We start from the raw sequence: 16419 nt of genomic DNA on the forward strand, positions 1-16419 counted from the left end.
AACGGATGTCCCGCTATCATCTGCCGCCCATTCGGACTTAGGCGCGTTTTCACGCCTTGCCCGACAGCGGCATCGCCTGAATGGCTAGGCGGTGTTTTGATCCGGGACAGGGATTGTTCCAACACCGTCGCCTCGCTTGGCAGAGGCGGCATGCGAAGTCCAAAACGTCTTATGTACTCACATCGGAGGAGACTATGTCCCGATCGATTGCTCGCCTCACCGGCATGAGCTTGGCGGCTGCGACCGCCGTGGTGTCATTGAATGCACACGCAAAGGTATCGGCGGAAGAGGCGGCTAAGCTGGGGAGTGAACTGACCCCGCTGGGTGCCGAACAGGCCGGCAACTCCGCAGGGACCATCCCTGCATGGGATGGTGGCTACCACAATCCTGACTGGCCGGAAGGCAAGCGATTCGAGAATCCGTGGCCGGACGACAAGCCGAAGTTCGAGATCACCAAATCGAACATGAGCCAGTACGCGGCCAATCTGAGCGAAGGCCAGAAGGCCATACTCGAGAAGTACGACACGTACAAGATCCCGGTTTACGAGACGCGTCGTTCTGCGGCCAATCCGCAGTACATCTACGATGCAACCAAGGAAAACGCCACCCGCGCCGAGCTGACTAACGATGGCGAAACCCTGGTGAACGCGGCCATCGGTGCGCCGTTCCCGATTCCGAAATCCGGCAAGGAGATCATCTGGAACCACCGGACGCGTTACCGTGGTCCGTCGCTGGTTCGCTACAACGTCCAGGCGGCGGTGCAGACCAGTGGTGCGTTCTCGCTGTTCAAGCTGAAGGAAGATGTCCGCTTCAACTACACCGAAAAGGGCATGACCCCGGACGGCCTGAACAACGTGCTGCTGTACTTCCTGCAGAGCATTGAAGAGCCGCCGCGCCAGGCGGGTCAGATCCTGTTGGTTCATGAAACGGCCGACCAGGTGAAGGAGCCGCGTCGTGCATGGCTTTACAACCCCGGCCAGCGTCGCCTGCGTCGCGCGCCGAACGTGGCCTACGACAACCCGGGCACCGGCTCTGACGGTCTGCGTACCAACGATCAGCTCGACACCTTCAACGGCGCCACCGATCGTTACACCTGGAAGCTGGTTGGCAAGAAGGAAATGTACATCCCGTACAACGCCTACGAGCTGCACAGCGACGACAACGAGTACGACGACATCATCAAGCCCGGTCATATCGACCAGGATCTGACGCGCTACGAGTTGCATCGCGTCTGGGTGGTCGATGCGACGGTCAAGGATGGCACCAGCCATATCTACGACCGCCGGACCTTCTACGTGGATGAAGACACCTGGCAGATTGCCCTGGTGGACATCTATGACAAGCGTGGTCAGTTGTGGCGTGTGCAGGAAGCTCACGCGATGAACTTCTATCGCTATCCGGCCACCGCGCAGATCGCCGGTACCGTCTACGACCTGCTGGCAAACCGCTACCTCGTGCAGGAAATGAATAACGAGGAAGACGAGCACATCGCCGAGGACTTTGACGAGGGCTACTTTGCCCCGGGTAACGTCAAGAAGCTCGCTCGTAAGTAATTCGACGAGTCGCCGTTTCGCGGGGTTCGTAACCGCTCATCGGCACAAAAAGGGCCTGCGATCGCAGGCCCTTTTTTTTGTTCGCCGCTCGTCGGACCCGACTCACGTATCGTCACCTTTGCTCACAGCTTCTTTACGTGGCCGCGTAGGCTGCCCAGCATGGATGTCATGCCTCGCCAATCAGTTCGCATCACCATGGTCGGCTTCACGCTGGTCGAGATGATGGTGGCGATCGCCCTGTTCGCGATCGTCGCGAGTCTGGCCGTGCCCGCCTATACCGACTTTGTCATGCGCAAGCGCGCGGCCAGTGGTATCAATGACTTTCTGGTGGATCTGAATGTGGCTCGCGGTGAGGCGACCCGGCAGCGACGCACCGTCGTCATGTGTGCGCGCGGCGGCACGGCCGAGCTTTGCGACACCACGACTCAGGACTCCGCTGCCTGCGCCTGCGATGAGGAGGCGCGCTGGGAGAATGGCTGGATCATGTTCGTGGACTTTGACGGGGACAATGCCTTGAGTGCGGCATCCATCGACACGCTGGTCGGCGTGCATCCGGCGCTGCCTGAACCCATTACGTTCAGGGAGGCCGACGGCGACCATCTGGTGGCCTTCAACAGCCGGGGCGCACTGGGCGGGACCACGGCGCGGTTTGCGCTGTGCATTAACGACCGGGCCGGGACGGACGATGATGAAGACGTATTGGCCCGCGCCCGTTTTGTCGATGTGGCGCTGACGGGGCGCGCCGTTGTCAGCCGCTCGGTGGAAAACCCGGGTTCGGCGGCCGACGCCTGCTATCACACGCCGTCATGATGCGTCGCATGCAGGGCATTACGCTGCTCGAGGTGTTGATCACGCTGGTGGTCATCGCCATCGGCATGTTGGGAATGGCCTCGTTGCAATTAGGCGGCCTGCGCAGCAATCACAACGCGTACTACCGCTCCCAGGCGACCGGCATCGCAGCTGATCTCACCGACCGGATGCGCGCCAACCTCCAAGAGGCCCGCGCGGGCAGCTATGCCGCCAGCGAGCCGCCGGATGACCCTGGCTTCGATTGTCGGACCAGTTTCCCGGACGGGACGACCTGCACCCCGGCAGAACTGGCCCAGGCGGACCTATATGCCTGGTACCAGATGCTGGGCGATGCCAACTCCGGTTTGCCCGGCGCAACCGCGACCGTCGTGTGCACCGGCGGCTGCGGTAGCGGAAATCCATACACCATCTCCCTGGCCTGGGACGAGAATCGCAATGGACAAATCGATGCGGCGGATGTCGCAGCGACAGAATCCGATCCTGCGATCGAGGCCGACCCGACGCTTGTCCTGGAGTTCGCGCCATGAAGCAGCAGGGCATCTCCATTATCGAAATCATGGTGAGCTTGGCGCTGGGCTCGATACTGGCGCTGGGCGTGATCCAGATCTTTGCTGGCAGCCAAGCGTCCAACGACATCATCATGGGTGAGGCCCGACTGACCGAGAACTCGCGATTTGCGGTGGATACGGTCGCGACGACGCTGCGGATGACCGGGCATCGCAGTACGCCGGAAGATCTGCCGTCCCTGATCTTCGGCGCCACAAACCCGGCCGTCACCGCCAGCGACGGCGATGACGAGGCGCTCGACACGGCATCACCGCGCAGCGTCGAGGTGACCATGGGCGGCGCAGACACCACGCTGGATGCGGTCAAGGCCAACGCCGATACCATCACCGTGCAGTACCAGGGGCTGGATGACGATAGCGTTCTCAACTGTCTGGGGCAGACGGTTGCAGCCGAAACCGTGAGTGTGGATACGTTCTTTGTGGCCGAGGGCGCCACGGTGGCGGCGACCAGCACCGAGGCCGCACAGGCACGGGCCTCGCGGCTCGCGCTGTACTGCTCGGCCACCCTCATCGATGCGTCGGGGGTTGCGGCGGCCCCCACGACGCTGGCCATCGCCAACGATGTGATGAATCTGCAGATCGAACTGGGCGACGACAGTGACGGGGATGGCGCGGCCGATCGCTTCGTTTCGCCGTCGACAGCCGGACTCAACATGGAAGACGTGGTGAGCGTGCGTATGACCATCACCATGTATGGCGCACGGCCGCTGTCGCTGCTGGATCGGTTGGATGCCGATGCGGACACCGTGGTTGAGCGCGAGTTGCGACGTCAGTTCGTGCGCACCATCAGCTTGAGGAATTTGTTGTCATGATTGCTCCGGCCCCATCGAGTCTTGCGCGTCAGCAGGGCAGCGTGTTGCTGATCAGCCTGGTCATGTTGCTGGTTCTGACCGTGATCGGCATTACCACGCTGCGTACCACGGTGAGCCAGGAGCGCATGTCCGCCAACGACCGTGACAGCCAGATCGCGTTCCAGGCTGCCGAAATCGGGCTGCGGGACGGCGAGCGTTGGATTAACCAACAGGCCGAGCTACCCCATGAGCTGACCTGTATCAGCGATTCCCCCTGCCGCGGGGCGGATTTCTCCGGCGTGTTCATGATCTCGGCCGTCGAACCCCGCTTCGACTCGGTGAGCGACCTGCTGGCGATGACCCTGGATGATTGGGTAGTCGAGGCCGAACCGCTGCAAAACCCCATTTACTCGACCAACCCGGTTCAGGGGGTCGCCGAGCAGCCGCGATTTTTGATCCGGGAGGCGAGAATCATTCGCGACAGCCTGACATTGGGGCGTGGGGATGAAACCCAGCGCCACCTCTACGAGGTCACCGCCATTGGCGTCGGCGCCGAACCCGACAGCCAACGCGTGCTGCAATCCACCTTCATCCGGCGGTTCTGATGATGACCAGGTTTGGTAATCGGCTGTGGGGATCCCGGGCACTGGCTGCCACGGCAGCGCTGTGCCTGTCGGCGGGAACGGCGCTGGCCGTGGAATTGCCGCTGGATACGCTGTCCGGTGGTGGCTCCCAGATTCCGGATGGCCCGATCGAGCTGGGTGTGTCGCCGCCGCCGGTGGTCATGCTGCTTATCGATGACTCTCTGTCGATGTCATCGAATTTTCTGGTGGATGACGAGGACGCCCAGCGCGAGTTCGGGGTCCAGGCCCTGACCTATCGCTGGATCTACCCCCTGCCGGTGGATGCACCGAGCAGTAACAGCGCCTACAGCAACGCCTATCTGCACCGGTTGGCGGTGCCGACCGAAGCATTTGTCAACGCCTGGAACGACGAAGACAACGATTTTCTGCGCGGCTCCGAAGCCATGCTGGGGCCGGAATACGCCGGTGTCTGGCGCGCACGGAATGCTCAATACAACAGTCTCTACTACGATCCGGCTGAGACCTACGAGCCTTGGCCCTACGGCGTCGATGCCGCCGGTGCTCCCTTTGCCGATGCCTCGGCCAGTGCCGCGCGGCTCGATCCCTATAACCCCAGCCAGACACTGGATCTGCGCGCGGCACAGACATTCACGACCTCGGTGGTTACCGAAGACGGCGACATCGTGTCGGCCACACACGAGATTCGCTGCACCACATCCGGCCTGGGCTGTTTGAATCCGGCGAATTACGTCGATTTGCGTGAGACGACCGCGCACTACTACACCTGGACCGATACCGACGGCGATGGCGTGGTAGATGCGGATGATGCCCATACCCGGGTCAACATCACCGATGCGGCCGAGTTACAGAACTTCGCCAATTGGTTCCAGTATCACCGGTCGCGTGAGCTTCGCTTCAAAGGACGGCTGTCCGAGTTCATGGCCGGGGTGGGCGAGGCCTACATGGGCGTGGCCACGGTGAATAACAACAGCACCGCGCGCACCGAAGTCCTGGCACTGAACGAAGACCCCAGCATCGGGAATCGCCGCCAGGTGATGAATGCCATCTTCAGTGCGCGTGGCAACGCGGCCGGCACGCCGCTGCAGTCGGCGCTGTACGACGTCGGCGAGTATCTCGAGTGCACCGGCGGCACGAACTTGTTTGGCAACACCAATTGTCCGCGCCTGGCCGAAGAGGACGATGGCCAGTGCCAGCAAGGCGCCATCATGCTGATCACTGACGGCTACGCCAGCTCTGATGGTGCCGCCGTGACCAGCACCGGGACACCCGGCAGCCATGGTTCGGCGGGTTCGGCTCACAGCGTCGGCAATGCCCCGTTCGGGGGTGTGGCCACAAATGCTGACGGGGATGATTCCTCGGAGTTCGATGGAGGCGCCTACGGCGACAGCTTCAGCGATACGCTGGCCGATGTCGCGATGCACTTTTACGAGCGTGATCTGGACGCCGCCCTGGACAGCCGCCAGTTCGTCGAGACCTACGTGCTGGACCTGGGGCTGTCCGGGAGCTTGTCACGGCCGACCAGTACCTCTGAGCTGGTGGCCTGGGGGAATCCCGATCCGGGCGATGCCAGCTTCGTGCCCGCCAATCGCTTCGACGATTTGTTACATGCGGCCTACAACGGTCGAGGCCAGCAATGTGGCGTGGACGACCCGGCTCTGGCCGAGAAGTTTGCCGAGGCGCTGCGTGTGCGCGTGGGCGAGGCCCAGGGTACGACCTCGGTCGGCCTGTCATCCGGGTCGATCCTGTCGGATCAGCGTGTGTTCCTGGCCACCTACGATGCCGAATCCCTCACCGGCGATTTGCTGGCCTATGACCTGAATCTCGATGGCACGCTGGGCGATCCGGTCTGGAGCGCTGCGCAGGAACTCGACGACAAGCTGGACTCGCAGGGGGCGGACGAGCGGCTGGTGTTGACCTACGATCCGACCTTGCGCCGGGGCATTCCATTTACCTGGGGGCAGTTCAGCGATCCGGCCTATCGGCTGGAGACCGTGCAGTCGCTGCAACTGCCGCCGGAGCTGTTACTCACGCTGGAGGCTCTGGTCGACCTGGCGAACCCGATTCTCGATGTGGTGCTGGCAGCTGAGGGCACCATTCTGGAGTCGGTTGTCGAGCCGGTGCAGCAACAGTTGCTGGACCCGATCCTGGAACAGACCGCGCTCAATGGTCTGGGCGTGTCCGAGTTGGTCGATACGGCAGTCTCACCGCTTTATCTGAACGAAATCGACGTGTATAGCCTGCTCGGCCTGTCGCGTCAGCTTAGCGAAGGGCGGGTGGATTACCTGCGGGGCGATCAGTCGCTGGAAGAGCAGAATGGCGGCGGGTTCCGTGATCGAACCACCCGGATGGGGCCAATTTATCATTCGCGTCCCGTGGTCGTCGGGCCGCCTGATACGGATTACTCCGATCAGTTCCTGGATGACCTGTTCGGCGATGTCACGCCGGTGGAGGATCGCTACAGCACGTTCCGCGCGGCCTATGCCGATCGGCGCAGCATGGTGTACGTCGGGGCCAATGACGGCATGCTGCATGGCTTCGACGCCACCACCGGAGAGGAGTTATTCGCCTATGTGCCCGGCCGCTTGCTAGGCAAGGTCTCCGAGCTGACCGAGCCGGACTATGAGGCGGGCACCTTCGTCGATGGCCGCATGAGCGTGGTGGACGCCTATGACGCCTTTCCTGCCTGCGGTGGCAATGGCGCGGAGTGCTGGCGCACGATTCTGGTGGGCAGTCTGCGGGGTGGTGGCCAGGGCATCTACGCGCTGGATATCACCGATCCGGAAGCCTTCATCGCGGCGGATACGCCCAGCGAGCAGCAGGCGTTGGCCGAATCCATCGTGTTGTGGGAGTTCACAGACTCTCCCGGGGCCGGTTTGCTGGGTGTGGTGTCAGGAGCCAAGTTCCTGCTCCAGGGCATTTTGACCGACGGGCTTTATGACGTGCTGGGCGAGGTACTCGATCCGGCGTTTGTCGAGAGCGTCATCGAGAGCACGGTGGAGCCGGCCTGCGAGGCGATTCTGGGGCCGTTGAGCGTGACCTGTAGCCTGGTCTCTGATCTGTCGGACCTGCTCATCACCATTGCCAGCCCGGTCTTGGCGCTGCTGTCCGACCTGCTAGGCCTGTCGGCGGTGGTCACAGATCTGCCATTGCTGCCCACCGTCACGGATCTGGTCGATGACTTACTGGAGGTCTTGCTGGGCATGGACGAATATCCGGGTTCGCCGGAACTGGGCTACACCTTCGCCCAGCCGAATATCGTTCGTCTGGCCGATGGGCGCTGGGCCATGGTGACCGGTAACGGTTACCACAGCACCGACATCGATCTGCGCGTGAGTGATCAAAGCAGCCCCGCGCTGGCGAATCTGGGCTTTAGCGCCACGGGCAACGCGGTGGTCTTCGTCGTGGACCTGGCCACCGGGCTGTTCGACCCCGATGATCAGGGTGGCCAGTTCGATACCGGCTCGGGATCGTGGATCTCTCCAAGCGAGTTGACGAACCCCGGTGACACGCCGGTCAGCGCCAGCGTGCCGTTGCTTGAGGATGTGAGCGCGCTTAGCGAGCTGGGTGTACCGGCGGCGCGACCCAATGGCATGGCCGATGTCGCCCCGGTGGATCTCGATGGTGACGGCATTATCGACCGGCTCTATGCCGGGGACGAGCGCGGTGCCCTGTGGCGGATCGATGTGGATGACGCAGACCCTGACAACTGGCGCTTCGCCTTTGCCGATGGGAGCACCCCCGAGCCCCTGTTCGATGCCTCGGTGGCCTCCTCACGATTACAGCCGATTACCACGCGGCCGGAGGTCACGTTCCACCCCACACTGCCGGGTTACATGGTGTTGTTCGGGACCGGCAAATTCCATGAAGTTGAAGATTTGTCTGCCACCGGCCTGGATACGCAGAGCTTCTACGGCATCTGGGATCAGTACGCCGGCGGGAGCACCGCACCGGACATCGATGACGCGGATCTGCTGGAACAGACCATTGATGACGAGTCGACCATCGAAGCGGATGTGGACGGTGATGGCGTGACCGAGCCCACTCGCTTCCGAGTGACCAGCAACAATGTGCCCAGCTGGCGCACCGGTACGAATACCGGGGCGGATACCCACCTGGGCTGGAAGCTGGACATGCTGGTGGACGGCGAGACGGACAACCAGGGGGAGCGCATTCTCGGTGACCCGCGGCTGCGCAACGGGCAGATCAGTTTTGCCACGGTTATACCGGGTGAATCGCAGTGCCTGTTCGAGGGCAAGTCCTGGTTCTTCAGACTGGACGCTGGTTCGGGCGGTCGCACGCTGATCGCGCCCTATAACAACTACATTGATGATCTACCGCCGTCAGCCATTCAGAACGATGCGATTTCCGAGCTGCCGCAGGTTTTGCTGACGCCAACGGGGCAGGAGGTCAACCTGGCCCGCGACGAAGGCGGTGAGATCAATGCCGTGCTCACCGAGCCGGGGGGCTTCGAGCGTCAGCGTGCAACATGGCGGGAACTGCGATGAACCAGAATCAGGGCGTCACGCTCATCGAGCTGATCATCACCGTGGCTATTATCGGCATTCTTGCTGCGATCGCCTTTCCCTCTTATGAGAAGTATGTGCAGCGCACCCATCGGTCCGAGGTGATCGCCAACATGAGTGAGATGGCGCAATGGCTGGAGCGTCAGTACAGCAAGAACAACCAATATCCGACCGCGGCGCAGAGCGCCGCCCAGGTCAGCGCGGCCGGAACCGATCGATATAACGTCGCCATTGCATTCACCCAGACCAATGGGCGTAACACCGACTACAGCATCACGGCGACGGCCACCGGGCCCCAGACCAGCGATTCTGCAGACGGCCAGTCCTGTGCCACGCTCACCCTGACCGCCATCGGCAATCAGACCCCTGCAGCCTGTTGGAACTAGGCTGACCGATGGCCTCGTCGGGTGGGTCCAGCCTGAGCGCAGGCCGCAGACCGCGGCCCCCTAACGGGCCCGTGCAGCCGCCGTGGTGGGTTTCGCTTGCCGTGCGCCGCCGGGCTGTGAACACTAGTCCCTGAATATCCAAGCACAGGGATGGCTTATCACTTCCGAGCAATCAGGTCTGCGTGTCGGTGTTGATCTGGGTGGCACCAAGATCGAAGCCGTGGTCATGGACCACGCGTCGCAAATCGTGGCCCGACAACGCCGCCCCACGCCTCGTGACGACTACACGCGCATCCTCGACACCATTGCCGAGCTGGTCGGGGCAGTTGAAGCCGATGTGACCGCTGGCCCACTGCCGGTGGGTATCGGGACGCCGGGCAGCCTGTCGCCGGCGACCGGACGCCTGCGTAACTCCAATACGGTGGTGATGAATGGCCAACCCTTTGTTGCGGACATCCAGTCTCGGCTCGACCGGGAAGTGCGGATTGCCAACGATGCCAACTGCCTGACCCTGTCCGAGGCTTCGGATGGCGCGGCGGCCGGATGCGGTGTCGTGTTTGGTGTCATTCTCGGCACCGGTTGTGGTGGCGGCGTGGTCGTCGATGGCCGGCTGCGGGCCGGGGCCAATGGTGTGGGCGGCGAATGGGGACACAATCCGCTGCCGTGGCCGGATCCCGCTGATGCACAGGAATCACCGGGCCATGTCTGCTGGTGTGGACGTCGGGGTTGCATGGAGACGTATCTGTCCGGCACCGGGCTGGCCCTGGAGTACCAACGCAGTGGCGGGAGCGAGATAACGGGGCAGCAGGTGATCGAGCGGGCCGAGGCGGGCGAGGCTCACGCCCTGGCGGTGCGCGAGCGCTATGCCCATCGGTTGGCCCGCGGCTTGGCCTCCATCATCAACCTGCTTGATCCCGATGCCATTGTGCTGGGGGGCGGGCTGTCGAATGTGGATTGGCTGTATGCTCGCGTGCCGGAACTGTGGCAACAGTGGGTATTCAGCGACGTGATCCACACACGTTTGCTGCGCGCCCGCCACGGGGATTCCTCAGGCGTGCGTGGCGCCGCCTGGTTGTGGCCAAGTACTTAAGACATCGCATGCTAAAGCTCTATACCAACTATCGCAGCGTCTCGACGCATCGGGTGCGTATTGCCCTGAACCACAAGGGTGTGCCCTACGAGCCGGTTTATGTTGATTCCGATGCTGGCGAGCATCTGAAGATGGAGTACCTGTGGCTTAACCCTCAGGGACTGGTGCCGGCGCTGGTCGTGGATCAGAACCTGATCATCACGCAATCGTTCGCGATTCTGGAGTACCTGGATGAGCGCTACCCCGAGCGGCCACTGCTGCCCGAAGATGTGAGGCAACGCGCAAAAATCCGCTCATTTGCCCAGGTTGCGGTCGCCGACATGAACCCGCTGAACATCGTCCGGGTGTTCCGTTACATGCGAGACCAGATGCAGGTGCCGTTCGACGCCCGCCGCAAGTGGTTTGAGCATTGGGCGCACAAAGGATTCGCGGCCATGGAATGGATGCTCGCGCAGGAGCCGGAGCAGGACTTCGCCTTCGGCATGTCGCCGACCCTGGCCGATGTCTGCCTGGTGCCGCAGGTGCACAACGGATTGGCCACGGGGCTGGACCTGTCTGACTACACCAACCTGCGGCGCGTGTACCGAAGCTGCCTGTCGTTGTCGGCCTTTCAGGCGGCGGCGCCTGAAACCCAGTCCGACACGCTCAAATCCTGACGACCCACCGCGCTAACGCACGTCATAGCGGCTACGCCCCACATCCCGCCTGATTTCGCGTGGTTTGAACACGCCGCGGCGGGCACCGATGATGATGAGCACCAGCAGAATCGGCAGACCGAACACGAGACTGGCGATCACCAGCGGCCCGTCGTTGAGCGTGATGCCGGTCGCGCAGGGCACCTCAAAGGAAATATCCGGCAAGGTGGTGCGCGCGGCGGTGGCGCAGAAGTCATTCGTGGCCGATAGCTGGTCTTCCCGGACCAGGCGGCATTCCGCACATTGCTCAAAGTACGTGGGCGGCGCCAGCGTCGGGTAAATCTGCCGCGCCGTGTTGTTGGGCAGCACGTGATAGAAGTAGCCCTCGGCATTGCGCTGGATGGTTCCCGCGCCCGGGTAGATCGCGAAATTGTTGACGCGGAACTCAATGGTGTTGGCGATCCGATCTCCGATGAACCAGGCGCAAAGCGCCCAGATGAGCAGGGCAGCGGTGATCAGGATTGTCCTGAGATTCATGGGCGTCTCTCGGCAGCAGCTGAAACGGGGAAGGCGCTGAGTATACGCAGCCCGTCCTGCTCGTGACGCGGCCGGGCGCGGGCGTATACTCGGTGGCCATCAGGCATAGACCTGAACCACACGCGCCAATGCGGGAGACGAGCCTTGGCAAGCAATCGATTTGAGCGACAGCGAGAGCTGATCGACTCGCTGCTAGACGACGTCAGCGATGCCTCTGACGATTTTCGGGAATTCCTCCGCCAGTGCGTGGACCTTGCGCCGCTGGAAACGCTGGAGGGGTCGAAACCCCAAGCCCTGGTGGCGCTGGCCCGTTCGTTATACGACGAGACCGCCACACTGGATGGTGTGCTGGTGTCGATTCGGCGGCCGGATGACGAATCGCCGATGGCGCATTTGTCCACCGCCTGTATCGACCGGCCATTCCTTGTCGATTCCCTGTCCATGGCGGTTCGTGACACCGGTTCATCCATCGACTGGCTGATTCATCCGGTGATTCGCGTCGAGCGCGATGATCAGGGGCGTCGGCAGCGGGTTGTGCCTCGGGACGCGGATGGCGGACAGGAGGAGTCCTATATCCGGCTCATCTTCGATCCGCTGGCCGATGACGACGCCTATCAGCAGCTGGAGCAACGCGTACACCGGGTCATGGCGGACCTGCAGGCCGTGGTCGAAGACTACGTGCCCATGCGTCGTCGGGTGCAAAGCATCATCGCGGAACTCAAATATCCGGCACCGGGCTGCGACGAACAACAGTTCGCCGAAGCGCAGGCGTTTCTGGAATGGCTGGATGAGGATCACTTCACCTTTTTGGGCTTCCGGCAAACCCAGCTCATCGGTGATGGTGAGCAGCGCGAGCTGCAGTTCGTGCCAGACAGCGGCCTCGGTCTGCTGCGCGACGAGCGGACGCGCGACCTGGACGCACCCTATGTCGCGCCCCCGCAGGAATTGCAGAAATATGCGAACTCCTCACGGTTGGTCGTCATCACCAAGTCCGCCGCACGCTCGCATATCCACCACCCCGACTACATGGATTCAATCTCGCTCAAGCATTACGACGAGCGGGGCGAGGTGGTTGGCACGTATCGCTTTCTGGGCCTGTTCGCGAGCAACGTCTACGTCAGCCCGACCAACAGCATTCCGATCGTGCGCCGCAAGCTCGACTACGTGGTGGCCAAAACGCGGTTGCCCAGCGACAGTCACGCGGCCAAGAGTCTGCGGGATGTCATCGAGTCACTGCCGCGAGATGAATTGTTTCAGGGCGGCGAAGGCGAACTCTATGAAATGGCCCTGGCGATCCGGGCCTTGCGCGACCGCCAGCAACTGAAGTTCCTGATGCGTCGCGATCGCTACGGCCGGTTTTACTCCTGTTTGATCTACATGCCGCGTGACCGCTACGGCTGGCAGGTGCGCGGCCGCATGGAGGAGATCTTGCAGCAGGTCTTCGATGCCACCGGTATTGAGCGCCAGGTCCAGTTCATGCGCGATGGCTTCGCGCGGATTCATTTCCTGGTCCGGACCCGGACCGGGACGCAGATCGAACAAAGCGCGGCCGAGATCGAGTCGCGCCTGCTGGAGGCCACACGCACCTGGCAGGATGCCCTGCGCGAAGAACTCACCCAGCGGGCGACGCCGCAGGAGGCCGCGCGGCTCATGTCCCGGTACGGCGACGCGTTTCAGGCCGGATACATCAGCACCGTGTCCGCGGCGGACGCGGCTGACGACATCGCCGTCCTCGAATCTCTGGACGACGACACCCCATGGCGGCCTCGGCTGCTGCTCGGTGACCCGGCCCGGGTCAAGCTGTATATCTCCGGCGAGCCGGATGCCTTGTCGAACGTGCTGCCCACATTGGAGCACTTCGGTTTGTCCGTCGCCACGCAGCGGCCGTATCGCTTGGCAGGTGATGCTCGGCATTTGTGGATTCAGGAGTTCGAGTGCCGCGGCGTGCCCGACGATTCCGACGAGCAGGCGGCCAGGCGATTTGAGGCTGTCATGGAGGTTGTCCGCAGCGGTCTCCATGAGAACGATCACCTCAACTCGCTGGTGTTCTCGGCGGGTCTGAATTGGCGCCGTATCGGCCTTGTTCGAGCCTGGCTGCGCTATCTCGTGCAGACGGGGATGCCGTACTCACCGTCGTACATGGCCGAAATCATGTCGTCGCATGGCGAGTTGATGGCCAAGATCGTGGCGCTATTCGAACGCCGCTTCGATCCTCAGTCCGCAGCACCTGAACAGAACGACGCCGACGAGCAGGCCGTGCTGTCGGCCCTGGATGCTGTCGACAGCCTGGATGCCGATCGGCTGCTGCGCGCCTGCCTGGATGTTGTCCGGGCCTGCTTGCGGACCAATTACTACCAATGTGGGGAAGACGGGCAGCCCAAGCCTTGGATCGTGTTCAAGCTGGATCCATCCCGCATCGCGGAACTGCCCAAGCCGCTGCCCAAGATCGAAACCTTTGTCTACGCACCAGACGTCGAAGGCGTGCATCTGCGCGGTGGGATGGTGGCGCGAGGCGGGCTGCGATGGTCAGATCGACGCGAGGACTTCCGCACGGAGGTGCTGGGCTTGATGAAGGCCCAGATGGTCAAGAATGCTGTGATCGTGCCGGTGGGCGCCAAGGGCGGGTTCGTGGTCAAGAAGCGCGTTGCGCCCCATGATCGCGATGCGTACCAACAGGCCGGTATCGCCGCGTACAAGACCTTTATCCGCGGGTTGTTGGATATCACCGACAACCGGGTGGGCAATGACATCGTCAAGCCGGAGCATGTGGTCTGCTATGACGACGATGACCCCTATCTGGTCGTGGCTGCCGACAAGGGGACGGCCTCGTTCTCGGACATCGCCAATGGCATTTCCGAGGACTACGGCTTCTGGTTGGGCGACGCCTTTGCCTCGGGTGGCAAAGCAGGCTACGACCACAAGAAGATGGGCATCACCGCTCGCTCGGCCTGGGAATCGGTTAAGCGACACTTCCGCGAAATGGGTCGGGATACCCAGAGCGAGCCCTTCACCGTGGTCGGCATCGGCGATATGTCGGGTGACGTCTTTGGCAATGGCATGTTGTTATCCGAGCAGATTCGCCTGGTCGGCGCCTTCAATCATCTGCATATCTTCATCGACCCCGATCCCGACCCGGCTTCAAGTTTCGCCGAGCGCAAGCGTCTATTCGAAATGGGGCGCTCAAGCTGGACGGATTACGACCAGAGCAAGCTCTCGGACGGCGGCGGCATCTTCGAACGCAGCGCCAAGCGCATCGAGCTCAACGACGCCATGCGCCGCGTGCTGTGCACTGATGCCGAAAGCCTGCGGCCGAATGAGCTCATCCAGGCGATGCTGACCGCGCCGGTTGATTTGTTGTGGAACGGCGGGATCGGCACCTATGTCCGCGCCTCGGACGAAGCGAATGCCGACGTCGGTGATCGCAGCAACGATGTGCTGCGTGTGACCGCGCGGTCGCTGCGCTGCAAGGTGATCGGTGAGGGCGGAAATCTGGGCTTGACCCAGCGCGGGCGGATCGAATTCGCGCTGCAGGGCGGCCGTATCAACACCGATGCCATCGACAATGTCGGGGGCGTCGCCTCGTCGGATCGTGAGGTCAATATCAAGATCCCGCTGAATGAGGCGATTCGGGCGGGCGATCTGGACGAGACAACGCGTAACGACTGGCTCGCCGAGGCGACGGAGGATGTGGCGCGGTTCGTCTTGAGTGATGCCTACGAGCAGGGTCGTGTCATTTCGATGATGCAGACCACGGCAGCCGTGCGGCTCGACGAGCACGCGAACCTGATGCGCATGCTGGAGCGCAAGGGCTTGCTGGATCGGGCCATCGAATTCCTGCCCAACGAGGATGAGTTGGCGGAACGGCGTAACCGCCGCATCGGGCTCACCCGCCCCGAGCTGGCCGTCCTGCTGGCTTACAGCAAGATCGCGCTGTTCCAGACGCTGCTCGACAGCGAGCTGCCTGATGATCCCGGCCTTGAGCCCCTGCTGACAGCTTACTTCCCCGAGTCATTGCGCGGTCAGCGGCCGGACGCATTTGCCGAGCACCGCCTGCGGCGTGAGCTCATCGCGACCCAGGTGACCAACCATCTGGTGGATACCATGGGGATGGCCTTTCCGCATCGCATTGCCGCCGAGCAGGGTGTGGGGCTGCCAGCTGTGGCACGTGCCTTTGTTGTCGCGACTCGCGTGCTCAAGGCGCAGAGCTACTATGAGGACATCCAGGCACTGGACGGCGAACTGCATGCCAAGGTGCAGTACCAGTTGATGTCTCGCGTTGCCGGTCTCATCAAGCACGCCTGCACGGTGTTCCTGCTGCACCCGGACCGGGCCTTGTCCATCGAAGAGCAGGTCAGCGGTTACCACCAGGACCTGGAGGCTATCGAAACCGGGTTGCCGCAGCTGCTGCCGACTGACTATCGCTCGGACTGGACCTCCGCCGCCGAGCATTGGCAGGACCAGTCGGTTCCGGAAGCCTTGGCGCTGCGCATCGCCAGTACCCGAGTGCTGGGCCCCGCATTGGAGATTTCGGCGCTGCGTCAGTCCAGTGGGCGGCCGCTGGAATTGGTCGCACGGACGTTCTTCCATGTCGGTGAGGCCTTCTCAATGCTCTGGATGCATCGCGCCATCAACTCGCTGGAAGTGTCGGGTCGCTGGCCTGCCTTGGCGCGCGCCACCCTGCGTGACGATGCGCATCGGCTGCACGGACTCATCACCGAGCAAGTCTTGCGTGAATCCGGTGAGGCACCTGAGGACTTGTTCGAAGCCTGGGCACAGCGCTACGAAGAACCCGTGGCCTTTGCCCGCCGCCGGATCGGCGAGATTCAGGACAGTTCGGATGCTGCAGATTTTCTGGGGCTATCGGTGGCCGTCCGCGAGCTGCGCAAGCTGCGCCTAATGGACGACGGCGGCGGCTAGGAAACT

General features: G+C 62.6%; 11 protein-coding genes. 10 read left to right on the forward strand and 1 reads right to left on the reverse strand.

Translation table 11 applies throughout. From position 1 onward, the window contains the following. Window positions 1-194 precede the first annotated feature (194 nt). From DEH80_RS03800 to maiA, 9 genes are all read left to right on the forward strand, one after another. Entirely contained in the window at window positions 195-1553 is a 1359-nt protein-coding gene (locus tag DEH80_RS03800) for a DUF1329 domain-containing protein (protein WP_165831274.1), read from the forward strand. A 168-nt stretch (window positions 1554-1721) separates the two neighbouring features. Beyond that, window positions 1722-2363: a GspH/FimT family pseudopilin gene (locus DEH80_RS03805; RefSeq protein WP_165831275.1), complete on the forward strand. Its 642-nt coding sequence runs from the start codon at window positions 1722-1724 to the stop codon at window positions 2361-2363. Beyond that, window positions 2360-2890 (forward strand): type IV pilus modification protein PilV, encoded by a 531-nt coding sequence (pilV, locus tag DEH80_RS03810; RefSeq protein ID WP_109719152.1) that lies wholly within the window; start codon window positions 2360-2362, stop codon window positions 2888-2890. Before DEH80_RS03805 ends, pilV begins: the two co-directional genes overlap by 4 nt. Continuing rightward, a complete protein-coding gene (locus DEH80_RS03815) occupies window positions 2887-3741 on the forward strand; it encodes a PilW family protein (RefSeq protein ID WP_109719299.1) in 855 nt (284 codons plus the stop codon). Before pilV ends, DEH80_RS03815 begins: the two co-directional genes overlap by 4 nt. After that, complete coding sequence (locus tag DEH80_RS17290; protein ID WP_165831276.1) at window positions 3738-4325, forward strand: pilus assembly PilX family protein; 588 nt, start codon at window positions 3738-3740, stop codon at window positions 4323-4325. The genes DEH80_RS03815 and DEH80_RS17290 overlap by 4 nt, the downstream gene beginning before the upstream one ends. Further along, window positions 4325-8830 (forward strand): pilus assembly protein, encoded by a 4506-nt coding sequence (locus DEH80_RS03825; RefSeq protein WP_109719153.1) that lies wholly within the window; start codon window positions 4325-4327, stop codon window positions 8828-8830. The genes DEH80_RS17290 and DEH80_RS03825 overlap by 1 nt, the downstream gene beginning before the upstream one ends. Then, entirely contained in the window at window positions 8827-9234 is a 408-nt protein-coding gene (locus DEH80_RS03830; protein ID WP_165831277.1) for a type IV pilin protein, read from the forward strand. The genes DEH80_RS03825 and DEH80_RS03830 overlap by 4 nt, the downstream gene beginning before the upstream one ends. 196 nt (window positions 9235-9430) lie before the next feature. Continuing rightward, window positions 9431-10324, forward strand: a complete 894-nt coding sequence (locus DEH80_RS03835; RefSeq protein WP_279323112.1) for an ROK family protein — start codon at window positions 9431-9433, stop codon at window positions 10322-10324. 8 nt (window positions 10325-10332) lie between these two features. Next, window positions 10333-10980 carry a maleylacetoacetate isomerase gene (gene maiA / locus DEH80_RS03840; RefSeq protein ID WP_109719155.1) on the forward strand — a complete coding sequence of 216 codons (648 nt, stop codon included), beginning with the start codon at window positions 10333-10335 and terminating at the stop codon, window positions 10978-10980. Between the two features lie 12 nt (window positions 10981-10992). Here the strand turns inward: maiA and DEH80_RS03845 are convergent, their stop codons facing one another. Continuing rightward, entirely contained in the window at window positions 10993-11496 is a 504-nt protein-coding gene (locus DEH80_RS03845) for a hypothetical protein (protein ID WP_109719156.1), read from the reverse strand. A gap of 144 nt (window positions 11497-11640) precedes the next feature. On the opposite strand from DEH80_RS03845, the gene DEH80_RS03850 reads away from it, so the two are divergent. Then, on the forward strand, window positions 11641-16413 hold the full coding sequence (locus DEH80_RS03850) for an NAD-glutamate dehydrogenase (protein WP_109719157.1): 4773 nt from the start codon (window positions 11641-11643) through the stop codon (window positions 16411-16413). The last annotated feature ends 6 nt before the right edge of the window (window positions 16414-16419 follow it).

This window comes from Abyssibacter profundi, from assembly GCF_003151135.1.
Classification (GTDB): domain Bacteria; phylum Pseudomonadota; class Gammaproteobacteria; order Nevskiales; family OUC007; genus Abyssibacter; species Abyssibacter profundi.